This is a genomic window from Bordetella genomosp. 11 (genome assembly GCF_002261215.1).
Classification (GTDB): Bacteria; Pseudomonadota; Gammaproteobacteria; order Burkholderiales; family Burkholderiaceae_B; genus Bordetella_C.
Genome location: NZ_NEVS01000004.1, coordinates 4,751,233 through 4,767,860, shown reverse-complemented (window position 1 = coordinate 4,767,860; position 16,628 = coordinate 4,751,233). Strand labels below are relative to the sequence as shown.

Genomic DNA, 16,628 nt, shown 5'->3' with positions numbered 1-16,628 from the left:
CGATCTCGTTGTATGGCGCAGGCTTACACCAGCCCCGCATGAGGCCGCTCAGTCCGTGCTGCCTTATCCTGCCTGCGGCTTTAGGCCCCTACAGTCGCCCCTGGTCGCTCCGCATAACCATCCTCGGCCGGACCATATCGGAATGCATCCCGATCTACCGGGTTCACCGCCGCGTCACTCGCCAACGAAGTCCGTCGGGGGGGCCACTCCAGTGGCGATAGCTTGGGATGATGCGATTAGCCTTCGCTCATAGTTGTTTGGTTGTCGTTAGGCCCTTTAGGCCCCGCGACCGGTATCCGCTTTCGGTGTGTCGAATTGGATTCACCAGATAAGCACCATCAACCAGCCGCTTCGGAACACGGCGCTAGCCCCATAAGGGCGATGGAGGACTGGAATTTACAGGCAACTGCGGTCTACGGCTGGGTGCGGATACCGATGTCCAGCTTGGCGTAGCTGTACTCCTTGGGAAGTGCATAGCCTCTAGGGAGCATCGTCAAACCTCATCCGCGTAGATATGTCGGCTGGAAGCAATGGTCTCTTAACCACACACATACGAGCATGCTAATTAGAGACACGGCGGTGTGCGCCTAACCCAGACCGGCTCGCGATAAGCATCCATTCGGCGATCAACGGCGAGGGACGGGACGTTGGCCTGATCGAGGACACTCCTCAAAAAGTGGGATTGCACGCGCAGCGATGTTTCACGTGGAACATCGCTGCCCTTTTTCGATGGACTGTGACCACTGTTTCACGTGAAACACTGCTGATGGGCGGAGCCTCTATAATTGCCACTTAAAGGCTCTTTCAACCCACGAATCATGGATTATCCCCGCGAATTCGACGTCATTGTGGTGGGCGGCGGCCACGCCGGCACCGAGGCGGCCCTGGCGTCTGCCCGCACCGGCGCGAAGACATTGCTCCTGACCCACAACATCGAAACGTTGGGCCAGATGTCGTGCAACCCTTCTATTGGTGGGATAGGGAAGGGCCACCTGGTGAAAGAGATAGACGCCCTGGGTGGGGCGATGGCCTTGGCCACGGATGAAGCGGGAATCCAATTTCGTATCTTGAACGGTTCCAAAGGCCCGGCGGTTCGTGCGACTCGCGCCCAAGCGGACCGTGTTCTCTACCGCAAGGCGATTCGTTCCAGACTGGAGAACCAACCCAACCTTTGGTTGTTCCAGCAAGCGGTCGACGACCTGATGGTCGAAGGCGACCGGGTCACCGGCGCAGTCACACAGATTGGCTTGAAGTTTCGCGCCCGTACGGTCGTCCTGACTGCCGGGACGTTCCTTAACGGTCTTATCCACGTGGGGCTGCAGAACTACACCGCCGGCCGGGCGGGCGATCCCCCCGCGACGACGCTGGGCCAGCGACTCAAAGAGTTGAAGCTACCCCAGGGGCGGCTGAAGACCGGCACGCCGCCCCGCATAGACGGCCGTACCATCGACTACAGCGTGCTGGAAGAGCAGCCGGGCGATCTCGATCCTGTGCCGGTGTTTTCTTTCATGGGCAACGCTGCCATGCACCCGCGGCAGCTGCCTTGCTGGATCACGCATACCAACGCCCGCACGCATGACATCATCCGGGGTGGCCTGGATCGGTCTCCCATGTACAGCGGCGTTATCGAAGGCATCGGTCCTCGTTACTGCCCGTCCATCGAGGACAAGATCCATCGTTTCGCCGACAAAGCGTCCCACCAGGTATTCCTGGAGCCGGAAGGTCTCGACACGCACGAGGTTTATCCCAATGGGGTATCGACCAGCTTGCCGTTCGACGTCCAGCTGGACCTGATTCATTCGCTACCCGGCCTGGAACATGCACATATCCTGCGACCCGGCTATGCGATCGAGTATGACTATTTCGATCCACGCGGTTTGAAGTCGACGCTGGAAACCCGTGCCATCGCGGGTTTGTATTTCGCCGGCCAGATCAACGGCACCACCGGCTACGAAGAGGCAGCCGCTCAAGGCCTGCTGGCCGGCCTGAATGCGGGCCTGGCATCGCAAGGCAGGGATGGCTGGACCCCGCGCCGTGACGAGGCCTACCTGGGCGTTCTGGTCGATGACCTGATCACCCGCGGTGTCACGGAACCGTACCGCATGTTCACCTCGCGCGCCGAATATCGCCTCAGCCTGCGGGAAGACAATGCGGATATTCGCTTGACTGAAATCGGACGCAAGCTGGGATTGGTGGACGACGTCCGTTGGGCGGCCTTCGAGCGCAAGCGCGAGTCGGTAGAAAGTGAGATCCAGCGCCTTCGGTCGACCTGGGTAACGCCTCGGAATCTGCCCGCGGAAGTGGCGGAAGATTTGCTGGGCCAACAGATCGAGCGTGAGTACTCACTATCAGATCTGTTGAAAAGGCCGAACGTCACCTATCGCGCGCTGATGGAAACGGCCTTGCCCGATGGCAGCTTGTTGGCCGGACCGGGGCTGGCGGCGAGCGACGCCGCCCAGCAGGTCGAGATCCAGGTGAAATACGCGGGTTATATCGCGCGCCAACAGGACGAAGTGCAGAAGCACATGGCCCATGAAGCGCAGCGCCTCCCCGACGACCTGGACTACGACGCGGTGCTGAGCCTATCCTTCGAAGTTCGGCAGAAGCTCAAGGCGCACCGTCCGGAAACGATCGGCCAGGCCGCGCGAATTTCCGGTGTGACGCCCGCCGCCATTTCCCTGCTGCTCATACACCTGAAGCGCCTGCATTACGGCTCGCGCAAACGTGCCGCATGACGCGCGCGCCGGCCCCTGTACAAGGCGCCGACGACGTCAGGCTCAAACAGGCCTGCGTCGCGTTGGGCCTGTCCGCGACGGATGAGCAGCTGAGCAAACTGCTGGGATACCTGCAGCTGCTGCAGCGCTGGAACCGCACCTACAACCTGACGGCGATACGCGACCCGGGTCAGATGCTGGTACAGCACATCTTCGACAGCCTGGCCGTCGTAGGGCCGCTGGACGGCGTCATGCCGGCCGACGGAAAACTATTCGACATCGGTGCCGGCGCCGGGCTGCCAGGCGTCATCCTGGCGATCATGCGTCCCGGTTGGAAGATCGTTTGCATCGACGCGGTCGAAAAGAAAACCGCATTCATCCGGCAGGCCGCCGGCGCATTGGCCTTGCCGAATCTGTCCGTCCTGCATGAACGGGTGGAAAAGCTGCCTCCCGGTGCCTGCGATGTGGTCACTTCCCGCGCCTTTGCCTCGCTGGACGACTTCGCCCGGCTGGCGGGACAGCACGTTGCCCCTGGTGGTACGCTGCTGGCCCTGAAAGGAAAAGTCCCGGACGACGAGATCGCGCGGTTGCACGCCGCCGGAGAATGGCGTGTCGTCCGCATCGATCCTGTCACTGTCCCCGAACTCGACGCGCAACGATGCCTGATCTGGATGCGCCGCGACGGCGCGCGTAGCCAAGGAAATCATGAATCAAACTGAGTCCACCAAAACCGCCCGGGTTTTCTGCATCGCGAACCAGAAGGGCGGCGTCGGCAAGACGACCACGGCCATCAATCTTGCAGCCGGCCTGGCCACGCACGACAAGCGCGTATTGCTGGTGGACCTGGATCCGCAAGGCAACGCCACCATGGGCAGCGGCATCGACAAGGCCGGCCTGAAGTCCAATCTGTACGAGGTGCTGATCGGCGATACCACGATCGCGCAAGCCCGCGTCCGTTCCGATGTGGGCGGCTATGACGTACTGCCCGCCAACCGCGAATTGGCCGGTGCCGAGATCGATCTGGTGCAGATGGAGGAACGCGAACGCCAACTGAAGAATGCGCTGGATACCGTTGCGCAGGAATACGACTTCATCCTCATCGACTGTCCGCCCACGCTTTCCCTGCTTACCTTGAACGGCCTGGCCGCCGCCCATGGCGTCATCATCCCGATGCAGTGCGAATATTTTGCGCTGGAAGGGCTGTCCGACCTGGTGAACACTATCAAGCGCGTGCATCGCAACATCAATCCGCAACTACGCGTAATTGGTCTGCTGCGCGTGATGTTCGATCCGCGCATGACGCTGCAGCAGCAGGTCTCCGCCCAGCTGGAGGCGCATTTTGGCGACAAGGTCTTCGAGACGGTGGTGCCGCGCAACGTCAGGCTGGCGGAAGCGCCCAGCTACGGTATGCCTGGCGTCGTATACGACCGCGCATCGCGCGGTGCGCAGGCATATATTTCCTTCGGCGCCGAAATGATCGAGCGCGTCAAGGCGCTGGTGGATTGAATACCGTGCGCGAACCCGCCATGGCTTTTGCTACCGAGCACGATGGGAATGTCGCCCATTGCGTCGATACGCTGGCGCTGCGCTGCGAGGAAGCGGCATTGAACGCCACGGTGGTGCGCGAGCAGATGCTCTACGACGGCTGGCTCATCCGCTGGGCGCCGGCGGCTGCCAAGCGGGCCCGCAGCATCAATGTCATCGCGCCGCCGCATCGCGACCTCGACGAAAAACTCGACTTCTGCAAAACGGTGTACGCGCGGGCGAACCTTCCGTTGATATTCCGCCTGACTTCCACGGGGCCGGATCACGGACTGGATGGGCAGCTGCAAACGCGCGGATTCCTACACTACGGTGAGACGCGCGTCATGGCGATGTCCATGCGAACGAGTCCGGTCGCACCGGTTCAAGCCACGCTACGATACGAGCAAACGGATCCGGGCAGCTTCGCGGATGTGACGGGCGTGCTGCGCGCTTACGCAACCGGCCATGTGGTTGAGCACCGGCATCGGCTCTCCTCCATCGCGGTTCCGTGCATCAGGCTGATCGGGCGCGACGACGCGGGCCGGCATGTTGCCGCCGGCATGGCGGTCGTGGATGGCGACGTGGCGGGCATCTTCGATGTGGTCGTCGACGAAAATCTCCGCCGCCGCGGATACGCGCGCCAGATCATGGGGCGCCTGCTGCACGCCGCGCATGAAGCCGGGGCGCGCAGCGCGTATCTGCAGGTCGAGTATGCCAATACGGCCGCGCGGCAGCTTTATGCATCGCTGGGTTTCTCCGACCGGTACATGTATTGGTACCGCACGCATCAACACGAATGAGCGGCCACGCAGGCACGCTGGGAATATTTCTTATGGCCACCAAGAAACCGAAGGGACTCGGACGCGGACTCGACGCCTTGCTGGGCGCCGATATGCCCGCTATCGAAACGCTGGGTAAATCCGCGCCGAAAGCGGAAGGACCGCCGAACGTCCTGCCGGTGTCCATCATGCGTGCCGGCAAATACCAGCCGCGCACGCGCATGGACGAAGGCGCTTTGAACGAGTTGGCGGAATCGATACGCACACAGGGCATCATGCAGCCCATCCTGGTGCGTCCGCTTGCCGACGGTGCTGCCGGCCAGTATGAAATCATCGCGGGTGAGCGGCGCTTTCGCGCGGCACAACTGGCCGGGCTGAAAGAAGTCCCCGTGCTGGTGCGCGAAGTGCCGGACGAAAACGCGGCCGTGATGGCCTTGATCGAAAACATCCAGCGCGAGGATCTGAATCCGCTGGAAGAGGCCCATGGCGTGCGGCGCTTGCTCGACGAATTCGGCCTGACGCACGAGCAGGCGGCGCAGGCCATCGGGCGGTCGCGTTCCGCAACCAGCAATCTCCTGCGGTTGTTGAACCTGGCGCCCGCGGTCCAGACCATGCTGCTGGCCGGCGACATCGACATGGGGCACGCGCGCGCACTGTTGGCCGTCGATGGCGCCACCCAGATACAGCTGGCCAACCAGGTCATCGCCAAGCGCCTTTCCGTGCGCGATGCGGAGAAACTGGTCGCCAAGGCGGCGAAAGAAACCGACGCCGCGCCGCGCAAGAAGAATGTGGCGAATTCGCGCGACGTTGCCCGCCTGGAAGAGGCCATGTCCGACCTGCTCGGCACGCGCGTCAGCCTGAAGATCGGCGCGCGCGAGCGCGGACAAATCATCATCGACTTCCATGGCTGGGACCATCTCAATGCCTTGCTCGAAAAGCAGGGCTTTTCCGGCGTCCTCGACAATGCCTGAGACCGGCCGCCGTCCCGCCATCGCGGTGCTGGCGACCGGGGGTACGATCGCGGGCGCGCAATCGCCGGAGCGCGGTGTCGGGTATGTCTCCGGTGTCTTCGACATCGGCCAATTGCTTGCCGCCGTGCCGGCGCTTTCGGGCATCGCCGAATTGCATCCCGAACAGATCGCCAACGTGGGTAGCCAGGACATGCGGCATGACGTCTGGCATGCCCTGGCCACGCGCATACGCGCCCTGGGTCGCGACGCCGGTATCGATGGCATCGTGGTGACGCATGGCACCGATACACTGGAGGAAACCGCGTATTTCCTCGATCTGGTTGTCCCTGCCGGCAAGCCGCTGGTCCTGACCGGCGGCATGCGCCCTGCCACCGCGCTGGGCGCGGATGGGCCGGCGAACCTGTACGCCGCCGTGACGCTGGCCGGACATCCGCACGCATATGGACGCGGCGCCCTGGTGTTGATGAACGAAGATATCCACGAGGCGCGCGGCGTGCAGAAAATCGCGGCCACCGGCTTGGCCGCGTTCGCTTCGCCCGGGCGCGGTACCGCCGGCGTCATGCAGGCCGGCGGGCCGGCATTTCACCGGGCCATCGCGCCCGTCGCGCCAGGGTATGCACCGTGGCGCGATGCTCCCCTGCCGGATCCTGCGCAATGGCCTCGCGTAGGCATCGTCTACGCCCACGCCGATATGCAGGCGGACGTCATCGAATTCATGGCATCGCGCTACCAAGGGCTGGTACTGGCCGGCGTTGGCGACGGCAATGCCACCGCCGCCGCCATGCGTGCGCTGGGCGAGGCCGCGGCGCGCGGGGTCGCCGTGGTGCGCGCCTCGCGTACCGGGCGCGGCCGGGTCGGGCGCAATGGGGAAGTCGACGACGACGGTCTCGGGTTCATCGCCGCCGGAGACCTGAATCCGCAGAAAGCGCGCGTGCTGCTGATGTTGGCGCTGATGTCCAGGCCGGATCCCGCGACCCTGCGGAACTGGTTCGAGGCCGCCTGATGCAGCGTCACGCCAGCACGACGCTGCCCACGGCGCCGGCGAGCAGGTCGTAGCCTTCCTTCGCTTCGGATTTGCGGTTCGTCACAAATACGGCCACGCGGTCGGCCGCGCAATAGGACGCACGGGTGTTAAGCCCGATTTTCGCGTCGTCCGCGATCACGATGATGCTGCGTGCATTGGCTGCCATTGCCCGCCCCAGTTCCGCGCGGGCCAGATCCGTATGCGTTGCTCCGTGCCGGGCGTCGATGCCTGTGGGGAAAAGCAGGGCGGCGTCGGCGGTGTAACGATGAATTTCGGCGATCGTACGGTCGCCCTGGGTGGCCGCCAAAGGCGCCACCACCGCGCCGCCCAGCACGATCGCGTGATTGCCGTGCGCGACGTGATCCTCGCTGCTCGATACCCGCGTGGCGGCCTCGAAGGAGTTGGTGATCAGCGTAAGACCGTGCAGCGAACTCAATGCATCCGCCATGTATCCGGCCATGAACCCGGCCTCCATATAGAGCGTCTGTCCGTTGGACAACCTGCCCGCCACGGCGCGCGCCATCGCGCGCAGATGGCGTCCGTCTACCGGCGGCTGGACGAAAGCCGCCGGCGCGGGGTCCGGCAGCACGGCGCCGCCATGCGAGCGGCGCAGTTCGCCCAGCGCTTCCAGCGCGATCAGGTCGCGGCGGACCGTCTCGCGCGAGACGCCGAGCTCGTCGACGATGCGATCCGCCGACACGCTGCGCAAGGCTTCGAGCATTTTCCTGATCCGCTGGTACCGCTCTTCCTGCCACATGAGACCGTCCGCCGTTGAGCCGCGGCTATGTTTGCAAACTTGCGGCAAGGTGTCTAGACTCGGTTGCGGGACGCGCCCGGGCCTAGCCGCCCGCCGACGCTTAAGGGTTTTGACTCAACGCAAGGGTGGTCGAACCATGCAAGCAGAAGGGGTAAGAACGGCGGACGATGCCGCACGGCTGGTGCAGGCCAGCGCTTTGACTCACATCAAGGTCGGTCTGTCGGATATCGATGGCGTCATGCTCGGCAAGTACTTGCGCAAAGAGAAATTCCTCTCCGCGCTGGAATCGGGCCTGGCGTTCTGCGACGTGGTGTTCGGCTGGGACGTGGACGACCAGCTTTACGACAATGGCCGCTACACGGGCTGGCACACCGCGTATCCGGATGCACAGATGCGGATCGATCCGGCAAGTTGCCGCAGGCTGCCCCTGGAAAAAGGCCCTGCCGGGCAGGACATGCTGCTCTTCCTGGCGGACTTCACCGGGCCCGCGGCGGAAGTCTGTCCGCGCCAGCTGCTGCACCGGGTCCTGAGCCGAGCCGAAGACATGGGCTTCGACGCCTATGCCGCCCTGGAATACGAGTTCTTCATGTTCCGCGAAACGCCGCAGTCCGCGCGCGACAAAGGCTATCGCGATCTGCAGACATGGACGCCGGGCAATTTCGGCTATTCGATGTTGCGCAGCACCGTCAATGGAGACTTCTATCGCCAGCTTCTCGATATGTGCGAGCGCATGGACATGTCGATAGAAGGGCTGCATACCGAAACCGGACCGGGCGTGCTGGAGGCCGCCATTGCGGTGGACCGCGCCGCGCAGGCGGCGGACAAGGGATTTCTTTTCAAGACGTTCACCAAGGCGCTGGCGCAGCAGAACGGGTTGATGGCGACGTTCATGGCCAAGTGGTCGCATCATCATTCCGGCCAAAGCGGCCACATTCATATTTCGCTGCGTGATCGCGGCACCGGCAAATCCGCGTTCTACGACGCCGGCCAGCCGGACGGCATGAGCGCCACGCAGACCGCGTTCGTTGCCGGCCTGCAGCGCTATCTTCCCGAGTTCATGGCGTTGTATGCGCCCACCATCAATAGCTATTCGCGGCTGGTTCCCGGTTTCTGGGCCCCGCTCGATGCGACGTGGGGCATAGAGAACCGCACCACGGCCTTGCGTGTGATTCGCGGCTCGGACAAGTCGCAACGCGTCGAAGTCCGCATCGGCGCCGCCGATGCCAACCCGTATCTGGCCCTGGCCGCCGCACTGGCTTGCGGCCTGTCCGGTATCGAGCAACGGTTGCAGGCCGCCCCGCCAGTGACGGGCAATGCCTACACACAGGAGTTTCCGGAAGAAATGAAACTGCCGACCACCTTGTGGGAGGCAGCGCAGCGCCTGAAGCAATCGGAGGTGGCGCGGGCCAGCTTCGGCGACGCCTTCGTCGATCACTATGCCGCCACGCGCGAATGGGAAGAACGCATGTTCCGCCGGCACGTCACCGACTGGGAGCTCGCGCGTTACTTCGAGATCATCTAGGGACGTCAATATCGCGACGCGCCGCGCGTGCCGCGGCACATGCGCATGTTTCATGGAGTTGTCCAGGTATGGCCAGCGAACTCATCACCATCAGTCCGATCGACGGCCGCGAAGTGGTATGCCGGCCTTACGCCACCGAAAGCCATATACGTCAGACCCTGCAGTCCGCGCAGTCCGCGCAGCGCTCATGGAAGGAGACGGATCTTGCCGAACGCGCTCGCCTGCTGTCGGCCGCGGTGGACCGTGTGGTCGATGCCAAGCCGGATTTCGCGCAGGCGATCACCCTGCAGATGGGGCGCCCGATACGGCACGCGCCATCGGAGATCGACGGCTTCGCGGAACGGGCCCGGCATATGATCGCGATTGCCCCGGAAGCGCTGCGGCCGCTGGCCGCCGTCCCCGGCAGCGATCGCGAGCGCTTCATCCGGCGCGAGCCGCTGGGTGTCACCCTGACGGTCGCGCCCTGGAACTACCCCTTGCTGACAGCCGTCAACAGCATCGTGCCCGCGCTCATGGCCGGTAACGCGGTAGTGTTGAAGCACTCGGACCAGACGCCCTTGTGCGCCGAGCTGATGCACCAGGCTTTTGCTCGCGCGGGCCTGCCGCATGGGCTTTTCTCTTTCCTTCATGCGGATCACGCCACCACGCAGAAGCTGGTGCGCGCGCCGGAGATCCGCTTCGTATCGTTCACCGGCTCGGTGCGTGGCGGACGCGCGGTGGAAGAAAGCGCCAGCGGCCGTTTCATCGGTGTCGGGCTGGAGCTGGGCGGCAACGATGCGGCCTATGTGCGCGGCGACGCCGATCTCGAGCCGGCCGTCGAAGCCTTGGTCGATGGAGCCTTCTTCAATGCGGGGCAATCGTGCTGCGGCATACAGCGCATCTATGTCGCGCGGCGCCTTTACGACGATTTCGTCGAACAGGCGGCTGCGCTGACCCGCCGCTATGTGCTCGGCGATCCGCGTGAGCGGGAAACCTCCCTGGGTCCGGTCGTGCGCCGCGCGGCCGCCGCATCGGTGCGCGAGGTGATCGCCGAAGCCATCGACCGCGGCGCCCGCAACGTTGTCGACCCCGCCTATTTCCCGGCCGCGCGCGAAGACTCCGCCTATGTGGCGCCGGCCGTCCTGACGCACGTGGACCACGCCATGCGGGTCATGCGCGAAGAATGCTTCGGTCCGGTCGTCGGCATCATGCCGGTCGAAGACGACGACGAGGCGATAACGCTGGTGAACGATAGCGACTACGGCCTGACCGCGGCGATATTCACGCGGGACCGCGCCGCCGCGCTCGATTTGGGTGGGCGTATCCAGGCGGGCACTATCTTCATGAATCGGTGCGACTATCTCGACCCTGGCCTGGCATGGACGGGCGTCAAGGACAGCGGCCGCGGTGTTTCCTTGTCCCGCCTCGGCTACGAGCAGCTGACGCAACCCAAATCCTTCCATTTGCGCGTCGCCTGACGCGTTTGCATGAACCTCGCGGCCCGGCATGCCGGATGCCGCGCGGCAGCAGAGGTGATCCATGGACCTGCCCCACGTGAACTGGAACTACCCGACGTCGATCAAGGTCGGCCCGGGCCGCATCGCTGAACTGCCTGCGCTATGCGTGGGCCTGGGTATGCGCAAGCCGCTGATCGTGACCGATCCCGGCATCGCGGCGCTGCCCATGCTGGAGCGCGCCGTGGCCGCATGCCGCGATGCGGGCCTGGCCAGCGGTGTTTTCCATGACATCAAAGGCAACCCGACCGGACGCAATGTAGAGGCCGGCGTCCAGGACTTCCGGCGTGGCGGCCACGATGGCGTGGTCGCGTTCGGCGGCGGTTCCGCGCTGGATGCGGGCAAGGCCATTGCCTTGATGGCCGGACAGGACCGGTCGCTGTGGGACTTCGAGGACGCGGACGACAATTACCAGCGGGTCAACACGGCCGGCATGGCGCCCGTCGTCGCGGTGCCCACCACCGCCGGCACCGGGTCGGAAGTAGGGCGGGTCGCCGTCATTACCGACGAAGATGCCCGCCTGAAGCGGCTGATTTTCCATCCGCGCATGATGCCCGGAGCCGTCATCCTGGACGCCGGCCTGACGATAGGGTTGCCCGCCAAGGTGACGGCGGCCACCGGTATGGACGCGCTGTCGCATTGCCTGGAGGCCTATTGCTCGCCGTTCTTCCACCCCATGGCCGCCGGCATTGCGCTCGAGGGCATGCGCCTGATCCATCATCATCTGCCGCGCGCGGTCGCGGATGGAGAAGACCTGGCCGCGCGTCACCATATGCTGGTGGCGTCCTGCATGGGGGCGACGGCCTTCCAGCGCGGCCTGGGAGCCATGCACGCCCTGTCGCACCCCCTGGGCGCTTTGTACGACGCGCATCATGGCACGCTGAACGCCATCCTGATGCCTTATGTGGTCCAGGCCAATGCTCGTGCCATACGCGCGCCGCTGGCGGCGCTGGCGCGCTATCTGGCGCTACCCGCGGCGTCCGCGGAAGGGGTGCAGGCCTGGATCCTCGAACTGCGCTCGCGCATAGGCATTCCCCACACCCTTGCCGAGATCGGCCTGGACGACCGGGATGCCGACCGGGTAGGGCGCATGGCGCAAGCGGATCCCTCTGCCGCGAGCAACCCCATCGCCTTCGATGCCGCCCAGTACGCGGCGATTTTCCGCGCGGCGGTGGCCGGCCATCTGGACGACCGCGCGGTGCCGGCGCGGGACTGACCGCCGGCCCTGGGACGCACACCGCCTGGCGGACCGGTCACGGCTGGCGGCATCGGCCGGGCCTGGCGGGGCGGATTCCGGCATGACGTTTCGGCGTGACGTTCCGGCCGCAAGGCCGGGACGGCGCATGGCCCGATTCTTGCGGCGCGTCGATTTGACACCGACGGCGAAAGTCACCATAATTTCAAGTTCTCCGCTGGAGGGGTGCCCGAGTGGTTAAAGGGGGCAGACTGTAAATCTGTTGGCCTTGCGCCTACATTGGTTCGAATCCAATCCCCTCCACCAGAGACCGCGCGTCATCCGCGCGCGACGATGTACTACCTATCCGTACATGCCAAGAATCCAGGCGAAGTCGGCCTGGATTTGCAGTGTCTGGGGGGTACGTCGTTGTGCGAAGGCTGTCGGGATACATCCGCGCGAGTCTGGTGTGCAGCGGTGAGCAGGTTGGGAAACGGTACGCCGCGGGTGTAGCTCAATGGTAGAGCAGAAGCCTTCCAAGCTTACGACGAGGGTTCGATTCCCTTCACCCGCTCCAGGTTTTTACGGTGCGCGGACGATGATGTCGATCGCGCATCTGCAGGGCGGCCAGCAAGCGGTCTCAAACCGGTTGCTGGCGGTACAGGCAGTAGAACAGTTTTGATTGCCCATGTGGCTCAGTGGTAGAGCACTCCCTTGGTAAGGGAGAGGTCACGCGTTCGATCCGCGTCATGGGCACCACGCATTTGTCTTCACTTCAGTCAGATCCGCACATCCAGTCAGGAGTCAGCCATGGCAAAAGGCAAGTTTGAACGTACCAAGCCGCACGTGAACGTGGGTACGATCGGTCACGTGGACCACGGCAAAACGACGTTGACGGCGGCGATCACGACGGTGCTGTCGAACAAGTTCGGCGGCGAGGCGAAGGCGTACGACCAGATCGACGCGGCGCCGGAAGAGAAGGCGCGCGGGATCACGATCAACACGGCGCACGTGGAATACGAGACGCAGACGCGTCACTACGCGCACGTTGACTGCCCGGGCCACGCGGACTATGTGAAGAACATGATCACGGGCGCGGCGCAGATGGACGGCGCGATCCTGGTGGTGTCGGCCGCTGACGGCCCGATGCCGCAGACGCGCGAGCACATTCTGCTGAGCCGCCAGGTGGGCGTGCCGTACATCATCGTGTTCCTGAACAAGGCGGACATGGTCGATGACGCGGAGCTGCTCGAGCTGGTGGAAATGGAAGTTCGCGAGCTGCTGAGCAAGTACGATTTTCCTGGCGACGACACGCCGATCGTGAAGGGTTCGGCCAAGCTGGCGCTGGAAGGCGACAAGGGCGAGCTGGGCGAGCAGGCGATCCTGAAGCTGGCCGAGGCGCTGGACACGTACATCCCGACGCCGGAGCGCGCGATTGACGGTACGTTCCTGATGCCGGTGGAAGACGTGTTCTCGATCTCGGGTCGTGGCACGGTGGTGACCGGCCGTATCGAGCGCGGAGTGATCAAGGTTGGCGAGGAAATCGAAATCGTCGGCATCAAGCCGACGCTGAAGACGACCTGCACGGGCGTGGAAATGTTCCGCAAGCTGCTGGACCAGGGCCAGGCGGGCGACAACGTGGGGATTCTGCTGCGCGGTACCAAGCGCGAGGAAGTCGAGCGCGGTCAGGTGCTGGCCAAGCCGGGTTCGATCACGCCGCACACGGATTTCGACGCCGAGGTGTACATCCTGTCCAAGGAAGAGGGTGGCCGTCATACGCCGTTCTTCCAGGGTTATCGTCCCCAGTTCTACTTCCGTACGACGGACGTGACGGGCACGATCGAGCTGCCCAAGGACAAGGAAATGGTTCTGCCGGGTGACAACGTGTCGATCAAGGTGGCGCTGCTGGCACCGATCGCCATGGAAGAAGGCCTGCGCTTCGCGATCCGCGAAGGCGGCCGTACCGTGGGCGCCGGCGTCGTCGCCAAGATCCTCAAGTAATTCCGACGCCACGAGGCGACCCAAGGGAAACTCTCTCGGGTCGCCAGAATTCGCTGGACAGGTCGGTAAAAAAAGTAGTACTATGGATGGTTCCGCAAGGTTCCATCCTTCGTTTTTGGTGTTGTAGCCGGAAGGTGTTGTCGCCGGAACGCGTGATCGGGTTCGATCGAACCGGCAAGTCCAAAAACGACTTTCCGGGTCTGCCCGGGGAACGCGAAGCGGGGAAAGCGAAGGTAAGGGTCTCTGGCTGGCTGTGTTCGACCATCGTTGTGCGGTGGTTCTGCGCATCAGCGCGTGACTAGAGGGGTATAGCTCAATTGGCAGAGCGTCGGTCTCCAAAACCGAAGGTTGTAGGTTCGATTCCTACTGCCCCTGCCAACTCGCCATCCTCTCCCCAGCCTGCCGGAAATCATCGCGAGCTGCGCATATACGGCGGGCTTGCTGCGCAAAATGTCTAATACCAGCGTCGAAACCGTTACCACTACCGCCGATCGGGTGAAGCTTGCCTTGGCGGTGGTCGTCATCATTGCTGGGATCGTTGGATTCTCGGTGTTGAGCACGCAGCCCATGCCGGCTCGCATCGGCGTATTCGTCGGCGGCCTGGTGCTGGCGGCCATCATCGCCTGGTTCAGCGAACCGGGGCGTCGCACCCTCAGTTTCGCCAACGAGTCCTACAACGAAGTCAAGCGTGTCTCTTGGCCCACGCGCAAGGAAACGACCCAGATGACGGGTATCGTTTTCGCCTTCGTGGCCATCATGGGCATCTTCATGTGGGTACTCGACAAAGGCATCGAGTGGATCATTTACGGCCTGCTGCTGGGCTGGAAATAAGGGACGGCACATGAGCAAACGGTGGTACGTCGTCCATGTTTATTCCGGCATGGAAAAAAGTGTGCACAAGGCGCTGCTCGAACGCATCGAGCGGGCCGGCCTGCAAACTTCCTTCGGGCGCATTTTGGTGCCGTCGGAAGAAGTCGTCGAAGTGAAAGGCGGCCAGAAGTCGATTTCCGAGCGTCGGATTTTCCCGGGCTACGTCCTGGTTGAAATGGATCTGACCGACGAGACCTGGCACCTGGTCAAGAATACCAACCGCGTCACCGGCTTTTTGGGTGGCTCGGGCAACCGGCCCACACCGATCTCCGAGAAAGAAGTCGAAAAGATTCTTTCCCAGATGGTCGAAGGCGTCGAAAAACCGCGTCCCAAGGTCTTGTTCGAAGTGGGCGAGATGGTGCGCGTCAAGGAAGGGCCGTTTGCGGACTTCAACGGCAACGTCGAAGAAGTCAATTACGAAAAGAGCAAGGTGCGTGTGTCCGTCACCATTTTTGGCCGCGCGACGCCCGTCGAACTCGATTTCAGCCAGGTCGAAAAGACCTGATCAGTGTAGTTTCAACCCCTCAATCCCCCGGGGAGCTCGCGCCAGGCGCGGGCGTTTGAACCCGCAAGGAGCAAAGCATGGCGAAGAAGATCGTCGGCTTTATCAAGCTGCAAGTGCCGGCTGGTAAGGCAAACCCCTCTCCCCCGATCGGTCCGGCGCTGGGTCAGCGCGGCCTGAACATCATGGAATTCTGCAAGGCGTTCAACGCCAAGACTCAGGGCATGGAGCCCGGTCTGCCGATTCCGGTGGTGATCACCGCCTTCGCGGACAAGAGCTTCACCTTCATCATGAAGACCCCGCCCGCGACGGTCCTCATCAAGAAGGCGGCCGGCGTGCAGAAGGGTTCGCCCAAGCCCCATACCGACAAGGTCGGCAAGCTGACGCGTGCCCAGGCGGAAGAAATCGCCAAGACCAAGGAACCCGACCTGACGGCGGGCGACCTGGAAGCCGCGGTGCGCACCATCGCCGGCAGCGCCCGCAGCATGGGCATTACCGTTGAGGGGATCTGATCATGGCAAAACTGTCCAAGCGTACCGCCGCCCTGCGGGAAAAGATCGACCGTACCAAGCTGTACCCGGTCAATGAAGCGTTGAGCCTCATCAAGGAAACCGCCACGGCGAAGTTCGACGAGTCCGTCGACGTGGCTGTCCAGCTGGGCATCGATCCCAAGAAGTCCGACCAACTGGTCCGTGGCTCCGTGGTTCTGCCCGCCGGTACCGGCAAGTCCGTTCGTGTCGCCGTGTTCGCCCAGGGTGACAAGGCCGAGGCCGCCAAGGCCGCCGGTGCCGATATCGTCGGCCTGGAAGACCTGGCCGAACGCATCAAGGCCGGCCAGATGGATTTCGACGTCGTGATCGCGTCGCCCGACACCATGCGTGTCGTCGGCGCCCTGGGCCAGATCCTGGGTCCGCGCGGCCTGATGCCGAACCCCAAGGTGGGCACGGTCACGCCGGACGTCGTCACGGCGGTGAAGAATGCCAAGGCCGGTCAGGTTCAGTACCGTACCGACAAGGCGGGTATCGTTCACGCTACCATCGGTCGCGCCTCGTTTGGCGTGGAACAGCTGCAAACCAACCTGGCCGCGCTGGTCGACGCGCTGAACAAGGCACGTCCGGCCGCCGCCAAGGGCGTGTACCTGCGCAAGCTTGCCGTCTCGTCCACGATGGGCGGCGGTGCTCGCGTCGAACTCGCCTCGCTGACGGCGCCGGCGGCCTGATCGCCGATCGCCAACCGCCGTATGGCGGGCAATACAGAACTTTGGGCTGCGTCCGGATCCGTCCGGACGTTGCTGTCA

15 protein-coding genes and 4 tRNA genes are annotated in these 16,628 nt (G+C 63.7%); 18 read left to right on the top strand and 1 reads right to left on the bottom strand.

The features are described 5' to 3' along the window. Positions 1–818 precede the first annotated feature (818 nt). The 6 genes from mnmG to CAL28_RS29185 are packed head-to-tail and all read left to right on the top strand — an operon-like array spanning position 819 to position 6,991. Positions 819–2,735 carry a tRNA uridine-5-carboxymethylaminomethyl(34) synthesis enzyme MnmG gene (gene mnmG / locus CAL28_RS29210; RefSeq protein ID WP_094844436.1) on the top strand — a complete coding sequence of 639 codons (1,917 nt, stop codon included), beginning with the start codon at positions 819–821 and terminating at the stop codon, positions 2,733–2,735. Continuing rightward, the gene (gene rsmG, locus CAL28_RS29205; protein WP_094844435.1) at positions 2,732–3,433 is read left to right on the top strand and encodes a 16S rRNA (guanine(527)-N(7))-methyltransferase RsmG; all 702 of its coding nucleotides are present in this window, start codon (positions 2,732–2,734) and stop codon (positions 3,431–3,433) included. Before mnmG ends, rsmG begins: the two co-directional genes overlap by 4 nt. Continuing rightward, a complete protein-coding gene (locus CAL28_RS29200; RefSeq protein ID WP_094844434.1) occupies positions 3,420–4,220 on the top strand; it encodes a ParA family protein in 801 nt (266 codons plus the stop codon). Before rsmG ends, CAL28_RS29200 begins: the two co-directional genes overlap by 14 nt. Before the next feature lie 20 nt (positions 4,221–4,240). Then, the gene (locus tag CAL28_RS29195; RefSeq protein ID WP_094844925.1) at positions 4,241–5,038 is read left to right on the top strand and encodes a GNAT family N-acetyltransferase; all 798 of its coding nucleotides are present in this window, start codon (positions 4,241–4,243) and stop codon (positions 5,036–5,038) included. Positions 5,039–5,070: 32 nt separating this feature from the next. Beyond that, positions 5,071–5,988: a ParB/RepB/Spo0J family partition protein gene (locus CAL28_RS29190; RefSeq protein WP_094844433.1), complete on the top strand. Its 918-nt coding sequence runs from the start codon at positions 5,071–5,073 to the stop codon at positions 5,986–5,988. Beyond that, a complete protein-coding gene (locus CAL28_RS29185) occupies positions 5,981–6,991 on the top strand; it encodes an asparaginase (RefSeq protein ID WP_094844432.1) in 1,011 nt (336 codons plus the stop codon). The genes CAL28_RS29190 and CAL28_RS29185 overlap by 8 nt, the downstream gene beginning before the upstream one ends. A 7-nt stretch (positions 6,992–6,998) precedes the next feature. On the opposite strand, the gene CAL28_RS29180 is transcribed toward CAL28_RS29185, so the two are convergent. Beyond that, on the bottom strand, positions 6,999–7,769 hold the full coding sequence (locus tag CAL28_RS29180) for a DeoR/GlpR family DNA-binding transcription regulator (RefSeq protein WP_094844431.1): 771 nt from the start codon (positions 7,767–7,769) through the stop codon (positions 6,999–7,001). 136 nt (positions 7,770–7,905) lie between these two features. On the opposite strand from CAL28_RS29180, the gene CAL28_RS29175 reads away from it, so the two are divergent. The 12 genes from CAL28_RS29175 (at position 7,906) to rplA (ending at position 16,550) form a co-directional block, all read left to right on the top strand. After that, complete coding sequence (locus CAL28_RS29175) at positions 7,906–9,291, top strand: glutamine synthetase family protein (RefSeq protein ID WP_094844430.1); 1,386 nt, start codon at positions 7,906–7,908, stop codon at positions 9,289–9,291. Positions 9,292–9,359: 68 nt separating this feature from the next. Then, a complete protein-coding gene (locus CAL28_RS29170; protein WP_094844429.1) occupies positions 9,360–10,748 on the top strand; it encodes an aldehyde dehydrogenase family protein in 1,389 nt (462 codons plus the stop codon). A 61-nt stretch (positions 10,749–10,809) separates the two neighbouring features. Next, positions 10,810–12,000, top strand: coding sequence for an iron-containing alcohol dehydrogenase (locus tag CAL28_RS29165; RefSeq protein WP_094844428.1), 1,191 nt, complete (start codon positions 10,810–10,812; stop codon positions 11,998–12,000). A 198-nt stretch (positions 12,001–12,198) separates the two neighbouring features. After that, positions 12,199–12,285: transfer RNA gene (locus CAL28_RS29160), tRNA-Tyr, on the top strand. Between the two features lie 176 nt (positions 12,286–12,461). After that, positions 12,462–12,535: transfer RNA gene (locus tag CAL28_RS29155), tRNA-Gly, on the top strand. A gap of 107 nt (positions 12,536–12,642) precedes the next feature. Beyond that, positions 12,643–12,717, top strand: a tRNA-Thr gene (locus CAL28_RS29150). 51 nt (positions 12,718–12,768) lie between these two features. Further along, positions 12,769–13,959, top strand: coding sequence for an elongation factor Tu (tuf, locus tag CAL28_RS29145; RefSeq protein WP_094844413.1), 1,191 nt, complete (start codon positions 12,769–12,771; stop codon positions 13,957–13,959). A gap of 302 nt (positions 13,960–14,261) precedes the next feature. Then, positions 14,262–14,337, top strand: a tRNA-Trp gene (locus CAL28_RS29140). Between the two features lie 72 nt (positions 14,338–14,409). Then, positions 14,410–14,790: a preprotein translocase subunit SecE gene (gene secE, locus CAL28_RS29135; protein WP_094844924.1), complete on the top strand. Its 381-nt coding sequence runs from the start codon at positions 14,410–14,412 to the stop codon at positions 14,788–14,790. Between the two features lie 10 nt (positions 14,791–14,800). Further along, positions 14,801–15,334, top strand: coding sequence for a transcription termination/antitermination protein NusG (nusG, locus tag CAL28_RS29130; RefSeq protein WP_094844427.1), 534 nt, complete (start codon positions 14,801–14,803; stop codon positions 15,332–15,334). Positions 15,335–15,411: 77 nt separating this feature from the next. Further along, the gene (gene rplK, locus CAL28_RS29125) at positions 15,412–15,843 is read left to right on the top strand and encodes a 50S ribosomal protein L11 (protein WP_066357453.1); all 432 of its coding nucleotides are present in this window, start codon (positions 15,412–15,414) and stop codon (positions 15,841–15,843) included. A 2-nt stretch (positions 15,844–15,845) separates the two neighbouring features. Further along, the gene (gene rplA, locus CAL28_RS29120; RefSeq protein WP_094844426.1) at positions 15,846–16,550 is read left to right on the top strand and encodes a 50S ribosomal protein L1; all 705 of its coding nucleotides are present in this window, start codon (positions 15,846–15,848) and stop codon (positions 16,548–16,550) included. Positions 16,551–16,628 lie beyond the last annotated feature (78 nt).